This is a genomic window from Bradyrhizobium sp. TM102 (genome assembly GCF_009176685.1).
GTDB classification, from domain to species: domain Bacteria; phylum Pseudomonadota; class Alphaproteobacteria; order Rhizobiales; family Xanthobacteraceae; genus Bradyrhizobium; species Bradyrhizobium ottawaense.
Map to the genome: position 1 here is coordinate 2891095 of NZ_AP021855.1, position 17102 is coordinate 2908196.

The 17102-nt window shown below is 63.7% G+C and carries 15 protein-coding genes; 3 read left to right on the plus strand and 12 right to left on the minus strand.

The genetic code is table 11. The features are described from left to right. Positions 1-24 precede the first annotated feature (24 nt). From terL to GDN70_RS13635, 5 genes are all read right to left on the minus strand, one after another. Positions 25-1428 (minus strand): phage terminase large subunit, encoded by a 1404-nt coding sequence (gene terL, locus GDN70_RS13615; protein WP_152102659.1) that lies wholly within the window; start codon positions 1426-1428, stop codon positions 25-27. After that, positions 1425-1850, minus strand: a complete 426-nt coding sequence (locus GDN70_RS13620) for a DUF5681 domain-containing protein (RefSeq protein ID WP_152102660.1) — start codon at positions 1848-1850, stop codon at positions 1425-1427. The genes terL and GDN70_RS13620 overlap by 4 nt, the downstream gene beginning before the upstream one ends. After that, entirely contained in the window at positions 1847-3280 is a 1434-nt protein-coding gene (locus GDN70_RS13625; RefSeq protein ID WP_244625881.1) for a DNA methyltransferase, read from the minus strand. Before GDN70_RS13625 ends, GDN70_RS13620 begins: the two co-directional genes overlap by 4 nt. Positions 3281-3378: 98 nt before the next feature. Continuing rightward, positions 3379-4059, minus strand: a complete 681-nt coding sequence (locus GDN70_RS13630) for a hypothetical protein (protein ID WP_152102661.1) — start codon at positions 4057-4059, stop codon at positions 3379-3381. A 514-nt stretch (positions 4060-4573) separates the two neighbouring features. Further along, on the minus strand, positions 4574-5797 hold the full coding sequence (locus GDN70_RS13635) for a phenylacetate--CoA ligase family protein (RefSeq protein ID WP_152102662.1): 1224 nt from the start codon (positions 5795-5797) through the stop codon (positions 4574-4576). Between the two features lie 86 nt (positions 5798-5883). On the opposite strand from GDN70_RS13635, the gene GDN70_RS13640 reads away from it, so the two are divergent. Further along, positions 5884-7038: an AGE family epimerase/isomerase gene (locus GDN70_RS13640; protein WP_173015802.1), complete on the plus strand. Its 1155-nt coding sequence runs from the start codon at positions 5884-5886 to the stop codon at positions 7036-7038. 4 nt (positions 7039-7042) lie between these two features. On the opposite strand, the gene GDN70_RS13645 is transcribed toward GDN70_RS13640, so the two are convergent. The 4 genes from GDN70_RS13645 to GDN70_RS13660 all read right to left on the minus strand — a co-directional run bounded on the left by GDN70_RS13645 (position 7043) and on the right by GDN70_RS13660 (position 11333). Then, positions 7043-7882 (minus strand): ABC transporter ATP-binding protein, encoded by an 840-nt coding sequence (locus tag GDN70_RS13645; protein WP_028143367.1) that lies wholly within the window; start codon positions 7880-7882, stop codon positions 7043-7045. A gap of 152 nt (positions 7883-8034) precedes the next feature. Next, positions 8035-9318: an ABC transporter substrate-binding protein gene (locus GDN70_RS13650; RefSeq protein WP_028143366.1), complete on the minus strand. Its 1284-nt coding sequence runs from the start codon at positions 9316-9318 to the stop codon at positions 8035-8037. Positions 9319-9362: 44 nt separating this feature from the next. Then, a complete protein-coding gene (locus tag GDN70_RS13655) occupies positions 9363-10436 on the minus strand; it encodes a branched-chain amino acid ABC transporter permease (RefSeq protein ID WP_018317429.1) in 1074 nt (357 codons plus the stop codon). 3 nt (positions 10437-10439) lie between these two features. Continuing rightward, the gene (locus tag GDN70_RS13660; protein WP_018317428.1) at positions 10440-11333 is read right to left on the minus strand and encodes a branched-chain amino acid ABC transporter permease; all 894 of its coding nucleotides are present in this window, start codon (positions 11331-11333) and stop codon (positions 10440-10442) included. Between the two features lie 80 nt (positions 11334-11413). Between GDN70_RS13660 and GDN70_RS13665 the strand changes: the two genes are divergently transcribed. Then, entirely contained in the window at positions 11414-11779 is a 366-nt protein-coding gene (locus GDN70_RS13665) for an endonuclease domain-containing protein (protein WP_038971774.1), read from the plus strand. Between the two features lie 68 nt (positions 11780-11847). On the opposite strand, the gene GDN70_RS13670 is transcribed toward GDN70_RS13665, so the two are convergent. Further along, the gene (locus GDN70_RS13670; RefSeq protein ID WP_028143363.1) at positions 11848-13779 is read right to left on the minus strand and encodes a long-chain fatty acid--CoA ligase; all 1932 of its coding nucleotides are present in this window, start codon (positions 13777-13779) and stop codon (positions 11848-11850) included. Then, positions 13776-14597, minus strand: coding sequence for an ABC transporter ATP-binding protein (locus tag GDN70_RS13675; protein ID WP_028143362.1), 822 nt, complete (start codon positions 14595-14597; stop codon positions 13776-13778). Before GDN70_RS13675 ends, GDN70_RS13670 begins: the two co-directional genes overlap by 4 nt. A 337-nt stretch (positions 14598-14934) precedes the next feature. Between GDN70_RS13675 and GDN70_RS13680 the strand changes: the two genes are divergently transcribed. Further along, positions 14935-15609: a Crp/Fnr family transcriptional regulator gene (locus GDN70_RS13680; protein ID WP_038949013.1), complete on the plus strand. Its 675-nt coding sequence runs from the start codon at positions 14935-14937 to the stop codon at positions 15607-15609. Between the two features lie 6 nt (positions 15610-15615). On the opposite strand, the gene GDN70_RS13685 is transcribed toward GDN70_RS13680, so the two are convergent. Next, the gene (locus tag GDN70_RS13685; protein WP_152102664.1) at positions 15616-16878 is read right to left on the minus strand and encodes an MFS transporter; all 1263 of its coding nucleotides are present in this window, start codon (positions 16876-16878) and stop codon (positions 15616-15618) included. Positions 16879-17102 lie beyond the last annotated feature (224 nt).

Below are 17102 nucleotides of genomic sequence, written 5' to 3' on the forward strand. Positions count from 1 at the left end.
CGGAGACTCGCCTCGCGGCATCCATCAGACCCAGCTCAGCGTGTAATCGTAGCCATTGTCCTCGTAGGCAAGCGCCTGACTGATGCTGTCGACTTGATCGTCGTGGCGGCTTTGCGGGAAGGTCAATAGCTCCATCTCGAGCTCGGCCAGGAATGGCGCGTTCCTGGGGAACCAGACCCGACCGGCGGCGAATTTGCTCTGCTGGACGTAGAGCCGGCCGATCTTGTCGTGGTTCACCTTAATGGGATTGACGAAGCAATCGCCCTTCTCGCCGAGCTCCTGCGCCAGCGCGATTCCGGTGGAGGCTTCTTCGACCAGGATCTCGTGCGGCTTGAAGCGCCTGGCGAGCTCGAGTGCGGTGTCGCGCAGGGTCGGATATTCAAACCGACCTCGCACAAGATCGAGCAGGTAATAATTCCCGTCAACGACCAGCCACGTCGTACAGACCGACCAGTCATTTTGGGCGCCATTCTTGGCGGCGGTATCCCAACTCTGGATGATGCGGCAGCCCAGCACCTCCCTTGAAGGGACTTGGTCGTAATATCGCAGCCAGTCTCGCTTGATCATGGCGCCGCCGGCCGGAACCGGCGCCTGCTGGTACTGCGCGGCGAACACGTCGGGCCCGAGCGTTTGGCGCAGCTTGCGCAGCGTCTCGATCGATTCATGGGACTGATGCAGCGCCTCCCCGGCCTTCCTGAGGTGAAATTGCTCCCGGCCGATCGGGATCGCGGCGTCGGTCTCGGCGATCGCGGGCAGGCTGAGCACCTCCCAGTCATCGGATGAACTTGCCAAAAACCCGGACAGATCGTCCAGATGAACGCGCTGCATCACCACAATCACCGCGCTGGTCTGCTTGTTGTCGAGCCGCGACATCAGCGTATTGGTCACCCACTGGTTGATGCCGGTTCTGCGCGCCTCCGACTGCGCATCAATCGGCTTTTGCGGATCATCAATCAGGATGAGATCGCCGCCGAGCCCTGTGAGCGTCCCGGAGACCGATGTCGTCCGGCGCGAACCGCGCCGGGTGGTGACCAGCTCGGTTTCGGTGCTGCGCGCGATGCGCATGTTGGGAAACGCGCGGCGGTACCACTCGGCATGCACGATCGACCGGAAGTCGCTGGCATGTTTGGCCGAGAGGTCATCGCCGTAGCTGATGGAAATGATGCGGCGGCCTGGCGCGTGTCCAAGCAGGAAGGCCGAAAATGCCACCGACACCGTGATCGATTTGAGGTAGCGCGGCGGCATGTTGATGATCAAGCGGGTGATCTCGCCGCGGCGCACCCGATCGAGCTGATAGGCAATCGCCCGGATGTGCCAATTGGGCAGGAATTGCGCGCCAGGATTGAGGTGAAGAAAGCAGCGGTAGACAAAGCTGACGAAGTCAGCGCGCAAGATGGTGCTCAACAATGCGAAGTCGTGGGCAGTCATTCGGAGTCTCCTTGCTTTTTGAATTGCTCGTAGAGCTGTGCGTTATAAAAATCCAAGACCTTGCGATCATCGATGTCGAGCTGCGGCGCTGCAGGCTGTTCGCTGGACTCGACCTGCTGCTTGCGGTTGAGAAGGAAGGCGGCCGCTTTGTCCTTGCCTTTCAGCGCATCCTCGGCAGCTTTGGTCAGGATGCCTTCGAGCACGGTGATCGTCCGCGCCTTGCCGTTGTCACGGATGGGGATTTTTCGGTCGAGAATCTCGTTGATGATGGTCGCCTCGTTTTTGGATCCCTTGGGTCGGCCGTTCTTGTTGCCGGATTGCCCCGGCTTGAACTGATGCTCGCGCGGGGGACGGCCGTAACCAACACCATCGCCTTGATTTCCTTTGGCCGTAGGCGGGCCTGATTGCTTGCGCCGGCTCATGTGCTGCTCTCCGGTCCGGACCGCGCAGCGGTCACCTCGTCGAAGGTCTGGCCGGTGGCGACCAGGATGGCATCGCGCTTGGTGACGTCCTGCCAGCGGCGGATTGCGACGTCGACGTAGAGCGGATCGATCTCCAGGCCATAAGCGCGGCGGCCGACGCGCTCCGCCGCCAGCAGGGTGGTGCCCGATCCCAGGAAGGGATCGAGAACGAGATCGCCCCGCCGCGTGCAGTCCTTGATTGCATCCGCAATCAAGGCGACCGGTTTCACCGTGGGATGCACCGTGAGATCATCGAGGCGATCCTTGCGGAAGGTATTGACGCCGGCATAGGTCCAGACGTTGGAGCGGTTGCGGCCATGGCGGCCCAGCTCAACATTGTTGAGATGCGGCCCATCGCCGTTTTTGTAGAGGAAGATCAGTTCGTGCTGGGAACGGTAAAAGCTGCCTTGGCCGGCATTGGTTTTGTTCCAGACCACCAGGTTCTGCAGCTGGCCGAAGACGGCTTGCCCGGCGCTGTGCATCTCGCCGAGATGTCGAAAATCCATGAAGATGTAATGCATTGATCCGTCCTGCGAGTATTGGACGGCAAGTCGCATCCAGCGCGTGAGAAAATCGGTAAATTCGACCGGCGTCATTTCCCCGGAGGCAACCGCAAATTCGCGGTGCTTGATCTTGCCGCGGCCGAGCGTTTTGGAAATCTGCACATTGTAAGGGGGATCGGCGATTAGCATGCGGGCCCGATCGGACCCCATCAGCCTTGCCCAATCGCTCTGATCGCAGGCATCGCCGCACAGCACGCGATGCGCGCCAAGCTGCCACAGCTCGCCCCTGCGGCTGATGGGCTGCTCGCCGACCGCGCAGGACGCGTCCGCTGAATCGTGCTCCGAGTTGCCGAAATCGAGCATCAGCCCGTCGATTTCGGCCGGCTCGAACCCGGTGATGTCGAGGCTGAGATTGCAGTCTGGGAGAAGCGAGGCGAGTTCACCGAGTTCTTCGGCGAGCAGCTTGCGATCCCAGCCTGCATTCGCCGGAATCTTGTTGTCGGCGAGCGCCAGTGCGCGCTTTGCTGCGTCGCTAAGGCCGCGCATCACCAAGACGGGGACCTCCTTCAGTCCAAGCTGCTTGGCCGCCTCCCAGCGGGCATGGCCGCAGATGATCCGATCTGCGTCCGCCAAAATCGGGTAGGTCCAGCCGAACTGCAGGATCGAGTTGGCGACTTGCTTGATTTGCTTCTTGGAGTGAGTACGCGCGTTCCTTTTCGCGGGCTTCAGGGACAGGATCGGCAGCAGCCGTATTTCACCCCAATCAAGCTGATTTGGCAGGGCGCGAGCGTCAGTCGAGGCGGTTAATGCTTGTTTGGAGGGGCGAGTCTTGCGCTTGGCAGGCCGGAGTTTGTGGACGGCCTCCATCGTGGCGCGGTCCAGGGTCATGAGGAGCTCCATTTTGTTGAATGAAGCTCGTCATATTCAGCATTTTCGCATCTCGCGCATCAAGCGTGATCCAAGTCGAATTGTGGCAAGAAAACGCCTCAAGCTGCTGCGGTCGATCCGAGGCGTCGCGTTCGGCGCGTTCTCGGTATCCGAATGCCGAACTTGCACATTGCGTCCGCTATCTTTTGTTCGGAGAGGTCCTCAAGTGCGGGGTCTTGGTCGAGAATGTAGCCGCGGATCTGCTTTAACAGGGGAGCGCGGTCTTGGAGAGCCGGGAGCGCGCTGCAATCGAGCGCGTAGCAGAACCGCTCGGAGGGGAGCAGGTAACGGCACTCCGACTCAACCCCCATGAATGCGATCGTATGGCGGATGATACACCACTCCAGCTCCGTCACGTGATATGGAAGCAATGACGGTGTGAGCTCAACGGCGCGAAGCCGCGTGCCATCGACAAGCTCGACATTGCCATTGCCATGGACGGTCGCTCCGTCGAGTTGAAAGATGTCGAACTCTTCGAGGTCCTCGCGGCCGAGACGTCGGGCCCAAACTGTCTTGCAGGTGGGGAGCGTGACGATGAAAGCTGTCTCCGCCGCCGCGTTCTCGGCACAAACGGCGACCAAGCCGACGATATGTTGTGAGGGAAGTCGCAAGCCACCGATCCGGATTTTTACGGTGTGCCCTCCCTCGAAAGCGGCGTGCTGGTGCAGAAGATCCATGGCATCGGCAATCGAGCGTCGGTTATCGCGTTCATTCGGTTGTAGCCATTCGCAATGGGGCATGTTGTCCCTCTGGATGCTAATAGGGCTCCCCAGATCAAACGTGAGGTTCGGCCGTTTAACGTTCAATCCGTAGCGCTACGGTCCTCGTTACGATCACTCGCGCCGAGGCGGCAAACGTGATCCCGATCGTTGGTAGCCAAAACACGTCCACATCGATTACCGGGCGTCATTGGCGGTGCGGGTAAAACTATCGAGATAGGCCGCCGTGGAGGGCTTGGAGTCAGCCATTGGGAAGTGGAGCTGGGGCGGTTCGAGCATCCTTCTGAGCTGCTCAAATCTCCGCATCGGCGATGGGTTTGAACGCTTCTCCGCGCTTCGCGGTCCCTGTTCGGGGGCACCGCCTTCCCTGATCGGCTCCGAACATTTCCCTGATCCCGTTTTGACGCTTTCAGTGCCCAAACGCCGTGTCTTCAAGGCCCTTGCTGGCGCGCTTCAACGCCGAGCGCGGCTCGGCCGCCGAGTTTTCCCTGCAGAATTCCCTGTTAGCAGGGAATTGGGGGGGCGGCGTTATGCTTTACCGCTCGTCCGCGATCACCTTGCCGTCGTTCGGCAGCGCGCCGGGATTGACGAACTCGACGCTTCCGCCGAGTTTCGTCACGGCGCGCAAGCTGGTCGCAATTTCCTCGCGCAGGGCGTCACTCGTGGCCGCCGTTTCCGCCTTCAGCGTCATTGCGTCGGTCTCGCCCTGCCGTGTGACGACGAGGCGCAGTCTTCCGAGCGCAGAATGACGCTTGCCGATCTCGGCGATCTGCTCTGGACGGATGAACATGCCCTTGACCTTGGTGGTCTGGTCGGCGCGGCCCATCCAACCCTTGATGCGCATGTTGGTGCGGCCGCACTTGCTTGGGCCCGGCAGCGCTGCGGTGAGGTCGCCGAGGGCGAGCCGGATCCAGGGATGGTGCGGATCGAGCGACGTCACCACGATCTCGCCGACGTCGCCCGGCGCAACGGGATCGCCGGTGCCGGGCTTGACGATCTCCATGATCAGATCCTCGTTCACGACCATGCCCTCGCGCGCCTCGGTCTCGAACGCGATGAGGCCGAGATCGGCGGTGCCGAAGGCCTGGTAGGCATCGATGCCGCGCGCCTTGATCTCGGCCTGCAGCGAGGGCGGGAACGCCGCCCCGGAAACCAGTGCGCGCTTGATCGAGGAGACGTCCCGTCCCGAACTCGCTGCGGCATCGAGCAATATCTTCAGGAAGTCCGGCGTGCCGCTGTAACCGACCGGGCGGTAGGCCTCGATCAGCTCGAATTGCTGTTCGGTGTTGCCGGGCCCTGCCGGGATCACGGCGCAGCCGAGCGCGCGCGCTGAGGCATCGAAAATGAAGCCGCCGGGGGTGAGATGGTAGCTGAAGGTGTTGAGGACGATGTCATCGGGTCGGAACCCGGCCGCGAACAACGCCCTTGCGCCGCGCCAGGGATCGGCCTGCCGCCCCTCCGGTTCGAAAATGGGCCCTGGGGAGGTGAAGAGGCGGGCAAACGACCCCGGCGCCGACGCCACGAAGCCTCCGAAGGGCGCCGAGGCCTTGTGCAGGGCGGGCAGTTCCGACTTGCGCAATACCGGCAGGCCCGCCAGCACCTCCCGGGAGGTCACGGCGGCGGGATCGAGACCTCTCAGCCGCTCGGCATAGGCCGGGGCGGCCATCGCGGCTCGCAGCACCTCCGGCAGGCGGGAGAACAGATCGGCCTCGCGGGCGGCTTGTTCGCGCGTCTCGCGGGCATCGTAGTGGGCGGTCATGGCTGTTCTTTCCGTGTTGGCATCCGTTGCGCGCCGCCGCTGGCGTGGGTATCAGACGGCGATCGGCGAGGCCTGGAGAGGACGCGATGGCGGACGAAGGAATCATTGCGGCGGAGGAGGCGACGGACGTCGTCGCGCGCCTGAAGCGCCGCATGATCGAGGAGGCGCTGCCGCTGTGGTCGACCGTCGGCTGGGATCCTGCCGCAGGCGGCTTCATCGACCGGCTGCACCGCGACGGAGCCGCGGATGCGGCCGCGCCACGGCGCGTGTTCGTGCAGGCCCGGCAGATCTATTGCTACGCGAAGGCCGCGCAAATGGGCTGGTACCCTGAGGGCCGCGCCTTCGCGCTGAAGGGGCTGGAGCATCTGCTCAGCAAAGCCAAAGCGCCCGACGGCCGGCCGGGCTATGTGCACCGGCTGACGCCGGAAGGGACGGTGCTGGACGGCCGGCGCGATGCCTACGACCACGCCTTCATCCTGTTTGCGCTCGCGACCGTCTACACGCTCGACCAGGACGCGCAGGTTCGTGCCGAGATCGACGCGCTGCTCGCTTTCCTCGACAGCCATCTCCGCTCGCCGCATGGAGGCGTGCACGAAGGCCTTCCGGCGTCGCTGCCGCGCCGGCAGAACCCGCACATGCATCTGTTCGAGGCGATGATCGCGTGTTTCGACGCGACCCACGACCTGTCGTTCCAGAACCGTGCGGGCGAGTTCTTCGCGCTGTTCCTGGCCAATCTCTACGACAAGCAGAAGCGCATCCTGACCGAGTATTTCGAGGAAGACTGGTCGAAGATCGAGCCGGTCAGCGTCGAGCCCGGCCACCAGGCGGAATGGGTCTGGCTGCTGAAGGGGTTCGAGCGCATCACGGGATGCCCGACCGGTCAGCGGCGTGCCGAGTTGCTTGCGACCTCGATGCGCTATCGCGACGAGGCCACGGGCTGCCTGGTCGACGAGGGCGATGACATCGGCACTATCCGCCGCAGCACGCGCCGGCTGTGGCCGCAGACCGAGATCGCGAAGGCGTGGATCGCGCAGGCCGAATCCGGCGAGGCGGGCGCGGCGGACGAGGCGCGCGCGGCGCTGGTGCGGCTCGAACGGCATTATCTCAGCCATCCCGTGAGGGGCGGCTGGTACGACCAGTTCGATCGCGACGGCAAATCGCTGATCGACACCATTCCTGCGTCGTCGTTCTATCATGTTCTCTGCGCGGTCACGGAAGCGGAGCAGGTGCTCGAACCCTAAAAGTTCAGAGCCAGCGCTTGCGCCGCTTGAAGCTCTTGAGGTTCTTGAAGCTCTTGCGCTGGTCGCCGGCCCCGCCGAGGTAGAATTCCTTGACGTCCTCGTTGTCGCGCAATTCGTCGGCGGTGCCGTCGAGCACGACCTTGCCCTGCTCCATGATGTAGCCGTGGCTCGCCACCGACAGCGCGGCGCGGGCGTTCTGCTCGACGAGGAGGATGGTGACGCCGAGGTCGCGGTTGATCTTCTGGATGATGGAGAACACCTCTTTCACCAGCAGCGGCGACAGGCCCATCGACGGCTCGTCCATCAGGATCATCTTCGGGCGCGCCATCAGCGCGCGGCCGATCGCGAGCATCTGCTGCTCGCCGCCGGAGAGATAGCCGGCAAGGCCGGTGCGTTCCTTCAGGCGCGGGAAATAGTTGAAGACCATGTCGAGATCGGCATCGACCTCGCGGTCCCTGCGGGTGAAGGCGCCGAGCTTGAGGTTCTCCAGCGAGGTCATGTCGGCGACGATGCGCCGGCCCTCCATCACCTGGAAGATGCCGCGGCGGACGATCTTGTCGGGGTCGATGCCGTTGATCCGCTCATTATCGAACACGATTTCGCCGCGTGTAACCTCGCCGTCCTCGGTCTTGAGCAGCCCCGAGATCGCCTTCAACGTCGTCGATTTGCCGGCGCCGTTGGCGCCCAGCAGCGCCACGATCGCACCCTTGGGTACGTCGAGGCTGAGGCCGCGCAGCACCAGGATGACGTCGTCATAGACCACTTCGATGTTGCGCACTGCGAGCAGGGCGGCGGGCGGCACGGCGGTCGGCTTGCTGCGGGATGCTTCGAGGGTGTCGGTCATGCGTCTTCATTCTCCGCTGTCGTCAGAGCTTCTTCCGTCATTCCGGGGCGGTCCGCAGGACCGAACCCGGAATCTCGAGGTTCTCAGGTGCGCAATTGCGCACCATAGTTCGCCTCTTCGGGGCGCCCCGGAACGACGGTCAGATCAGGCGCTCACCAGCCCAGCAATTCCGGCTTGCGCGGCAGCTCGACGGTCTTGACCTTCTCGAGCTTGATCGTGCCCTTGGCCATGAGGTCGTTGAGGTCGCCGTCGGTCGCGCCAGAAACCTTGGTGCGATAGAGATCGACCTTCAGCGTGCCGCGATGGTCCTTGTCGGTCCAGGTCGAGGGATTGCAGACGCCTTCCATGCCGGCCGGCACCCAATCCTTCTTCTGGTAGAAGCCCTTGGCGACGTTGTCTCCGGTAGCGCCGCCGTTCTTGGCAGCCCAGTCGATCGCCTCCTTCATGTACAGCGCAGAGCAGACCGCCGCGACGTAGTGCACGGGACGGTAGACCTTGCCGCTGGCGTCGGACATCTTCGAGATCTCCATCAGCGTCTTCATGCCGGGCGCGTCGCCGCCCCAGCTCACCGCGGTGCGCAAGGGGAAGATGACGCCGTTAGCGGCATCTCCGGCCGTCTTGGCGGCGTTCTCGTCCATGCCCCAGACATTCCCCATGAACTGGATCTCGACGCCGGCGGTCTTGCACGCCTTCATCACCGAGATGTTGGACGCCGCGGTGTTGCCGAGATAGGCGTAGTTGGCGCCCGAGGATTTCAGGCTCAGGCACTGGGCGCTGTAGTCGCCCGGCGCGAGCGCGAACACCAGCGGCGGCAGCACCTCGAAGCCGAGCTCCTGCGCCATCGCTTCACCGGCGGCCTTCGGCGCGTTCGGATAGGGATGGTTGGCGCCCATGTGCACGAATTTCGGCTTGCCGGACTTGCCTTTGGCCTTCCAGTCCTCGGCCGCCCACATCAGCATCGCGCGCAGCGAGTCCGAATAGCTCGGGCCGTAGAAGAAATTGTAAGGAGCGGGCTTGGCCTTGCCGCTGACGCCTTCGGGATCGGTGAGGGCGGCAGCATAGGAGCCGGACATGTCGGGGATCTTGTCCTGAGCGAGGAAGCCGGTCAGCGCCTCGGTGTCGGCGGTGCCCCAACCCATGATCGCGGCGACCTTGCTGTCCGGCGCCGACCACTTCTTGTAGAGCGCGATCGCGCGCGGCACCTGGTAGCCATAGTCGTTGGTGTCGACGTTGAGCTGCTTGCCGCCGACGCCGCCGTTCTTGTTGACCCAGGCGAAGGTGTCGGCGACGGCCTGGCCATAGGGCGTGCCGACGTCGGAGGTGCCGCCGGAATAGTCGGCGAGGTGCCCGATCGCGATCTGCGCCTGTGCGCCGGCCGAGAATGCGGCGATCGCGACGGCGAGCGATGCGGTGCTCAAAAGGGATTTCATCGTCATGGGTCGGTTCCTCCTGTTTATTGTTTAAGTGAAGTTGCCCGCGCTCAATGCGAGAACGGGTAGAGTTTCCAATACGCCTTGATCTGCCGCCAGCGATGCGCGAGCCCGTCGGGTTCGAACATCAGGAAGGCGATGATGATCACCCCGATCGCGATTTCGCGCAGGAAGGTGATGTTGGTGTTGAGTGACAGCGCCTTGTCGATCGCGCCGCCCTTCAAATAATGGCTGATGAACTCCATCCCTTCGGGCAGCAGCACCACGAAGGCGGTGCCCATCAGCGTGCCCATGATCGAGCCGGTACCGCCGATGATGATCATGGCCAGGAACAGGATCGAGCGCTCGATGCCGAAGCCTTCCTGCGACACCACGAGCTGGTAGTGCGCGTAGAGCGCGCCGGCGATGCCGGCGAAGAAGGCGGCGAGCCCGAACGATAGCGTACGGTATTTGGTGAGGTTGATGCCCATGATCTCGGCAGAGAGATAATGGTCGCGGATCGCCACCAGCGCACGGCCGTCGCGGGTGCGCATCAGGTTGGTGACGAGGATGTAGCTGAGCAGCACATAGGCCAGCACGACGTAGAAATACTGTTTGTCGCCGCGCAGTGTGTAGCCGAAGATCGAGAACGGGTTGGCGCTCGCCGGCACCGAGCCGCCGGTGAACCATTCGGCGCGGGAGAAGAAGTCGAGCAGGATATACTGCGCGGCCAGCGTCGCGATGACGAGATAGAGCCCCTTCAGCCGCGCCGCAGGGATGCCGAAGATCAGGCCGACCAGCGCGGTGACGACGCCGGCGAGCGGGATCGCGAAGAACACCGGGATCGGCGCGTTGTTGGAGATGTAAGCCGAGGTGAAAGCGCCGAGCAGGAAGAAGGCGGCATGCCCGATCGAGATCTGGCCGGTGAAGCCGACCAGGATGTTCAGCCCGAGCGCCGCGATCGAGAAGATGCCGATCTGGATCAGGATGCTGAGCCAGTATCCGCTGAAGAATTGCGGCGCGAGGCATAGCAACAGCACGCCTGCGATGGCGAAGTTGCGGCTGGTCGTGGTCGGGAAGATCGTGGTGTCGGCCGCATAAGAGGTGCGGAAATCACCAGCAGGAATGAGGGCAGGGCCGGCCATGGGTCAGATCCGCTCGATGTCGTGGGTGCCGAACAGCCCGTAGGGCTTGATCATCAGCACGATGATGAGGACGTAGAACGGCGCGATCTCGTAGAGATTGCCCCAGTGCAGGTACTCGCTGTCGACATATTGTGCGACGTTCTCGAGCAGGCCGATGATGATGCCGCCGAGCACGGCGCCGCCGACGGAGTCGAGTCCGCCGAGGATCGCCGCCGGAAACACCTTGATGCCGTAGGCGGCAAGGCCCGAGGACACGCCGTTCACGACCGCAACGACGACGCCCGCGACCGCCGACACCGTCGCCGAGATCGCCCAGGCCATCGCGAACACGCTCTTCACGGAAATGCCGAGCGATTGCGCGACCTGCTGGTTGAATGCGGTGGCGCGCATCGCAAGGCCGTATTTGGAGGCACGGAAGAACCAGGCCATGCCGATCATCATGGCGACGGAGACCACCAGGCTCATGACATAGACGGTCTGGATCTGTAAGCCCAGCAAGCTGACCGATTGGCTCTCGAACACGCGCGGGAACGGCTGCGGATTGACGCCGAACATCCATTTCAGCGTTGCCTGGAGCACGGTGGAGAGGCCGATCGTCACCATGATCACGGAAATGATGGGCTCGCCGATCATCGGCCGCAGGATCAGGACCTGGACCGCGATGCCGAACACGAACATGAACACGAGCGTCATCGGCATGCCGATCCAGAACGGCACCTGGTACTTGGCGAGCAGCGCCCAGCACACCCAGGCGCCGACCAGCAGCAATTCACCTTGCGCGAAGTTGACGACCTGCGTCGCCTTGTAGATCAGCACGAACGACATCGCGACCACGCCATAGAGCGTGCCGACCACGAGGCCATTGACCAGGAGCTGGATGAGGAAGGCGGTGTTCATGTATGGTGGACCTTTCGCCTCTCCCCGCGCGCGGGGAGAGGCCGACGCGCAAAGCGCGGCGGGTGAGGGGGAGCTTCCGCATGCGAGGTGCTGATGAGGGCAAGACGGAGCGCGCCAGGCATTTGCGTGCCGCATTGACTGATGCGGAGGGGACGCTCTGGTATCGCTTCCGTGCACGCCGGCTCAACGGTTACAAATTCGTTCGGCAGGAGCCGATTGGCCCATACACTGTCGACTTCATTTGCCGCGAGGCCCGGCTGATTATTGAAGTTGACGGTGGCCAACACGCCGACAGTGCGCACGACGCGGTGCGGGACAAATGGCTGATCGACCGAAACTATCGAATTCTGCGGTTCTGGAACAACGACGTTTCGAGCAATTTGGTCGGCGTTCTCGAAACAATTGTCACTGCCCTCGCGGAGGCTCCCCCTCACCCGGATCGCTGACGCGCTCCGGCCTCTCCCCGCAAGCGGGGAGAGGCGAAGGGCAGCACCGCTCGCGACGGTAGACCGTGTCACTCCGCCGCCTCCGCCATGTGCCCGGGTCCGCCGAGATCCACCACACGCAGTGTCGTCCGCACCCGCTGCGTGGTGCCGTCCTGGAAGCGGATCACGGTGTCGACGGGGATGTCGGCATCGCCGCGGTAGATGGCATCGATGATGCCTTCGTATTTCTCGTTGATGACGCTGCGCCGCACCTTTCGCGTGCGGGTGAGCTCGCCGTCGTCGGCGTCGAGCTCCTTGTAGAGCAGCAGGAAGCGCGAGATGCGCTGCGCCGGCGGCAGCGTGGCGTTGACGGTCTCGACTTCCTTGCGGAGCAGCGCATAGACCTCGGGGCGCGAGGCGAGGTCGCTGTAGGTCGTGAACGAGAGCCGGTTCTTCTCCGCCCATTTCGAGATGATGGAGTAGCGGATGCAGATCATCGCCGCGAGCGCATCACGGCCGGCCCCGAGCACCACGGCTTCGGCGATATAGGGCGAGAACTTCAGCTTGTTCTCGATGAACTGCGGCGAAAAGCGTTCGCCGCGCGAGGTCTCGGCGAGATCCTTGATGCGGTCGATGACGACGAGCTGCTGGTTCGCGTTGAAATAGCCGGCGTCGCCCGACAACATCCAGCCGTCCTTGATGTCGGCGACGCTCGCCTCGGGATTCTTGTAGTAGCCGAGGAACATGTTGGGATGCCGCACCACGATCTCGCCGACGCCATGGACGTCGGCATTGTCGATGCGGATCTCGACTTCGTCGGACATCGGCACGCCCGTGGTGTCGGGATCGACCTTGCCCTCGGGATGCAGCGTATAGGCCCCCAGCAGCTCGGTCTGGCCGTACAGGGTGCGCAGCGGCACGCCCATGGCCTGGAAGAACTTGAAGGTCTCGGGCCCGAGCGCCGCGCCGCCGGTCGCGGCCGAGCGCAGCCGGGTGAAACCGAGGCGATCGCGCAGCGCGCGGAACAGGATGGCGTCGGCAAGGCCCGAGCGCTTGCCGTGTTCGAGCGCGGCGAGGCCGCTCTTCATGCCGACGTCGAACAGGCGCTGCTTGAGAGGCGTCGCGTCCATCACCTTGGCGCGGACGTCGGCGGCGATGGATTCCCAAACCCTTGGGGCAAAGAGCACGAATGTCGGCGCGATCTCGCGCAGATCGTTCATCATCGTGTCGGGCTCTTCGACGAAGTTGATCTTCATCCGGCAGAGCAGGCCTTTGCCGAGCACGTAGACCTGCTCCATGATCCACGGCAGCGGCAGCACCGAGACGTATTCGTCGTCCGGGCCCTTGGGGTCGAAGGCGAGATAAGTTGCACAATGGCCAAGCACGCGTCCGGCGGCGAGCATGGCGAGCTTGGGATGGGACGTGGTGCCAGACGTCGTGCAGAGGATCGCGACGTCCTCGCCCTTGGTGGCATCGACCAGCCTGTCGTAGAGCTCCGGCTCCCGCGCGGCACGGGCCCGGCCGAGCTCGGCAAAGCTCTCCGCCGACATCAGCCTGGGATCGTCGTATTTCCGCATCCCGCGCGGATCGGAATAGATGATGTGCTTCAGCTTCGGCGCGCGGTCGGCGAGGGTGAGCAGCTTGTCGACCTGCTCCTCGTCCTCGGCGAAGACGAGCTGCGCCTCGCCATAGTTGAGGAGATAGGAAGCCTCCTCGTCCAGCACGTCGCGATAAAGTCCGAGGCTGAGGCCGCCGATGGCGTGCGTCGCCACTTCCGCCGCCACCCAGTCCGGCCGGTTGTCGCCGATGATGCCGATGACGTCGCCGCGGCCAAGGCCCATTTCGAGAAGACCGAGCGCAAAGTCGCGCACGCGGGTCTGGTAGTCGCTCCAGGTGAACAGCCGCCAGAGCCCGAGATCCTTCTCGCGCAATGCGATCTCGTTGCCATGCTCCTTCGCATTGAGCCGGAGCATCTTCGGATAGGTGTCGGCCTGTGCGACGCGGCCTGCGTAATCCATCATGCCGCGCTCTCCTGCGCGGGTGCAGCGTCATCCGGATCGACCAGCACCTCGTCTTCTTCACCAAGATAGGCCCGCCTGACGTGGGGATCGGCGAGCACCGTCGCCGGATCGCCTTCGGCGATCTTCTTGCCGAAATCCAGCACCATGACGCGGTGGGAGATGTCCATCACCACGCCCATGTCGTGCTCGATCATCACCACCGTCATCCCGAATTCCTCGTTGAGATCGACGATGTAGCGGGCCATGTCCTCCTTCTCCTCGAAGTTCATGCCGGCCATCGGCTCGTCGAGGAGAATGAGACGCGGCTCCAGCGCCATGGCACGGGCGAGCTCCACGCGCTTGCGCAGGCCGTAGGAGAGGGTGCCGGCTTGCGCCTTCCGCACCGACTGCAGGTCGAGGAAGTCTATGATCTCCTCGACCTTGCGGCGGTGCTCGAGCTCCTCCTTGCGCGCGCCGGTGAGCCAGTACAGCGAGCCTGTGAGGAAATTGTTCTTCAGGAGGTGATGGCGCCCGACCATGATGTTGTCGAGCACGCTCATGTGGTGGAACAGCGCCAGGTTCTGGAAGGTGCGGCCGATGCCGAGCGAGGCGCGGGCGTTCGGCGTCAGGGCCGTGATGTCGCGGCCCTGGTAGAACAGCTGGCCTTCGGTCGGCTTGTAGCGGCCGGAAATACAGTTCACGATCGAGGTCTTGCCGGCGCCGTTGGGGCCGATGATCGAGAACAGCTCGCCCTCCCTGATGGAGAAGCCGACGTCGGTCAGCGCCCGGACGCCGCCGAATCGCAAGGACACGTCGCGCACTTCAAGACTGGTAGCCACCAAACGAAACCCTCCCGGTGATGGCGCTTTTTAGTGGCGCTCTTCGTCCGTTCCTGCCCAGCGATCCTAGTACGGTGGTGCCGGTGAGGCCATGCAGCAGATGGTCTCGACCGGAGCCGCGCCACTCTCGTTCCCGTCAGGGATCAAAAGCCGCATCGTCCGAGGTGGTCCTCAATAGGGGAAAGCGCTATTTTGAAATGTCTCGCGGCTGACAATTCTGCGACAAAGTTTGCCGGGCGGCGGCGGCCTTCATCTTTCGTCGGATGGCGGTTGGAATCATCATGCTGCAATGCAGCAGAAGATGGAGTGACGAAACGGTGCGGCTGGCCGCGAGATCATGATTTCAGAAGATCAACTGAAGCGCGTCGCCGCCTGGTCGCGCGAGCTCACGCAAGCGGAGATCGAGGTCGCGCGCGCCGGAATCACGGAGCGGTCCTACGGCACCGGCGAGACCGTGTTCATGCGCGGTGATATTTTTGCCTATTGGGCCGGCATGGTGGGCGGCCTTGCCCGCATGGGCGGGGTCTCCAGGGACGGCAAGGAGACCAGCCTCGCCGGGCTGACAGCGGGGGCCTGGTTCGGCGAGGGCAGTGTGCTCAAGAACGAGCCGCGCCGCTATGACGTGGTGGCGCTGCGCGACAGCCGTGTCGCGCTGATGGAACGCAGCGCCTTCATGTGGCTGTTCGAGAACAGCGTCGGCTTCAACCGCTTTCTGGTGCGCCAGCTCAACGAACGGCTCGGCCAGTTCATCGGCATGCTCGAGGTCAACCGCACGCTGGATGCCACCGCGCGCCTCGCCCGCAGCATCGCCTCACTGTTCAATCCGATCCTCTATCCGGAATCGACCGCTCATCTGGAGATCACCCAGGAGGAGATCGGTGCGCTCTCCGGCATGTCCCGCCAGAACGCCAACCGCGCGCTGAACCGGCTGGAGAAGGAGGGACTGCTGCGGCTCGAATATGGGGGCGTCACCATCCTCGATATCGAGCGGCTGCGCGGCTATGGGGATTAGGCGCGGTCATCGCGCATTGGCGGGTGCATGGACCGGCCAGAGGTCGGCGCGCCAGCGGATGGCGATCGCCAGCATCGCGATGAAGCCGGCGGCGGCATAGAGCGAGCCTGTCGCGGAATAACCAATGATGTCGATCAGGCTGCCGGCCGCGAGCAATCCGATCGGCAGGCCGTAGATCACCATCATGCGCACGCCCATCACCCGGCCGCGAAGGTGTGCGCTCGCGGTGCGCATCAGGATCACGGCCGCCGAGATCATCGACATGCTCTGGGCGACGCCGGCGAGCATGAGGCAGGCCATCGCCACCGGCATGGTCCTGACCTCGACGAATACCAGCAGCATGGTGTACCAGGCCAGCGTCGCGCCGATCAGAAGCCGGGCAATGCGCAGTCCGCCGACCAGGCTGAGCGTGATGGAGCCGATCAGCGAGCCGACCGCAAAGCTCGCCGAGAGGTAACCGAGGCCGGTCTGGTCGGTATGAAAGATCTCCCGGGCGATGTAGGGCAGCAATCCGCCAGTGAAGGGAAATGCGGTGAGATTGGCCAGGAAGGCGACGCACAGCGCCGCACGCATTCCCGGGCCACTCCAGGCGTAAACGATCCCTTCCTTCAGATCGCCGAGCAGCCGCGAGACGGCATGGCTATTCGCCGGAAGATCGCTCGTGATGACGGTCCTCTTGGGCCGGGTCAGGCACAGCATGAGAAGCGCGGCCACGAAGTAGAGACAGGCAATCGCCACGTAAACGAGGCCAATGCCGAGGACGGCGAACAGCCCGGCGCCCGTCAACGCTCCGGCGATGCGCGCGCTGTCCTGGGTCGTGCGCGCAACGCTGATGGCGCCCACCAGCTGCTCGGCCGGCATGATCTCGGCGAGCAGCGCGCCGCGGACGCCGAGATCCGAGGGGCGAATCAGGCCCATGACCGCGACGATGATCATGACGCTCAGCGGCGACAGATGACCGGTCAGCGCCAGAACCATGATGGTTGACGAGAGCACAGTATAAGCAAGACGCATCGCGACCAGAAGATCGCGATGACCCATGCGGTCGCCGATCATGCCGAACACCGGCGCGACCAAGGTCCCGACGAATTGGAGCGAGGCAAGCACGGTGAGCAGCAGCACCGAGCCGGTCTCGACCAGGATGTACCAGCCCAGCACCAGCGTCTCGATCTCGAACGCCCAGGATGTGAGCAGGTCGGACGGCCACTGGAAGCGATAGTTGCGGATGCGGAATGGCGCGAGCGCCGACGGCCGCGCGGCTGCGCTCAAGACGCGATGACGCGTGTCACGGCGAATCCCTTGCCTTGTTGTTTCTTCTTTCCGATCAGCAACGTAGCGTTGGCGACGCGCGTGTCAATCGGACCGGCCGCATGCTGCCATGCATGGCTGCATCAGCACGTCCGCTGCAGGCGCGTGACCGGTCCGTGCGAATGTCTTCCCCTGGTTTCTGCGATCGGTTCGTCCATGGACGCAGGACGCGGTCATAGTGTCTT

What these genes read in the sequence shown, in the direction of transcription:
- GDN70_RS13680 (WP_038949013.1), top strand. Translation starts at nt 14,935, where the DNA reads ATGATTTCAGAAGATCAACTGAAGCGCGTCGCCGCCTGGTCGCGCGAG.
- terL (WP_152102659.1), bottom strand. Translation starts at nt 1,428, where the DNA reads ATGACTGCCCACGACTTCGCATTGTTGAGCACCATCTTGCGCGCTGAC.
- GDN70_RS13630 (WP_152102661.1), bottom strand. Translation starts at nt 4,059, where the DNA reads ATGCCCCATTGCGAATGGCTACAACCGAATGAACGCGATAACCGACGC.
- GDN70_RS13645 (WP_028143367.1), bottom strand. Translation starts at nt 7,882, where the DNA reads ATGACCGACACCCTCGAAGCATCCCGCAGCAAGCCGACCGCCGTGCCG.
- GDN70_RS13655 (WP_018317429.1), bottom strand. Translation starts at nt 10,436, where the DNA reads ATGGCCGGCCCTGCCCTCATTCCTGCTGGTGATTTCCGCACCTCTTAT.
- GDN70_RS13620 (WP_152102660.1), bottom strand. Translation starts at nt 1,850, where the DNA reads ATGAGCCGGCGCAAGCAATCAGGCCCGCCTACGGCCAAAGGAAATCAA.
- GDN70_RS13635 (WP_152102662.1), bottom strand. Translation starts at nt 5,797, where the DNA reads ATGACCGCCCACTACGATGCCCGCGAGACGCGCGAACAAGCCGCCCGC.
- GDN70_RS13665 (WP_038971774.1), top strand. Translation starts at nt 11,414, where the DNA reads ATGCGAGGTGCTGATGAGGGCAAGACGGAGCGCGCCAGGCATTTGCGT.
- GDN70_RS13670 (WP_028143363.1), bottom strand. Translation starts at nt 13,779, where the DNA reads ATGATGGATTACGCAGGCCGCGTCGCACAGGCCGACACCTATCCGAAG.
- GDN70_RS13650 (WP_028143366.1), bottom strand. Translation starts at nt 9,318, where the DNA reads ATGACGATGAAATCCCTTTTGAGCACCGCATCGCTCGCCGTCGCGATC.
- GDN70_RS13660 (WP_018317428.1), bottom strand. Translation starts at nt 11,333, where the DNA reads ATGAACACCGCCTTCCTCATCCAGCTCCTGGTCAATGGCCTCGTGGTC.
- GDN70_RS13640 (WP_173015802.1), top strand. Translation starts at nt 5,884, where the DNA reads ATGGCGGACGAAGGAATCATTGCGGCGGAGGAGGCGACGGACGTCGTC.
- GDN70_RS13625 (WP_244625881.1), bottom strand. Translation starts at nt 3,280, where the DNA reads ATGACCCTGGACCGCGCCACGATGGAGGCCGTCCACAAACTCCGGCCT.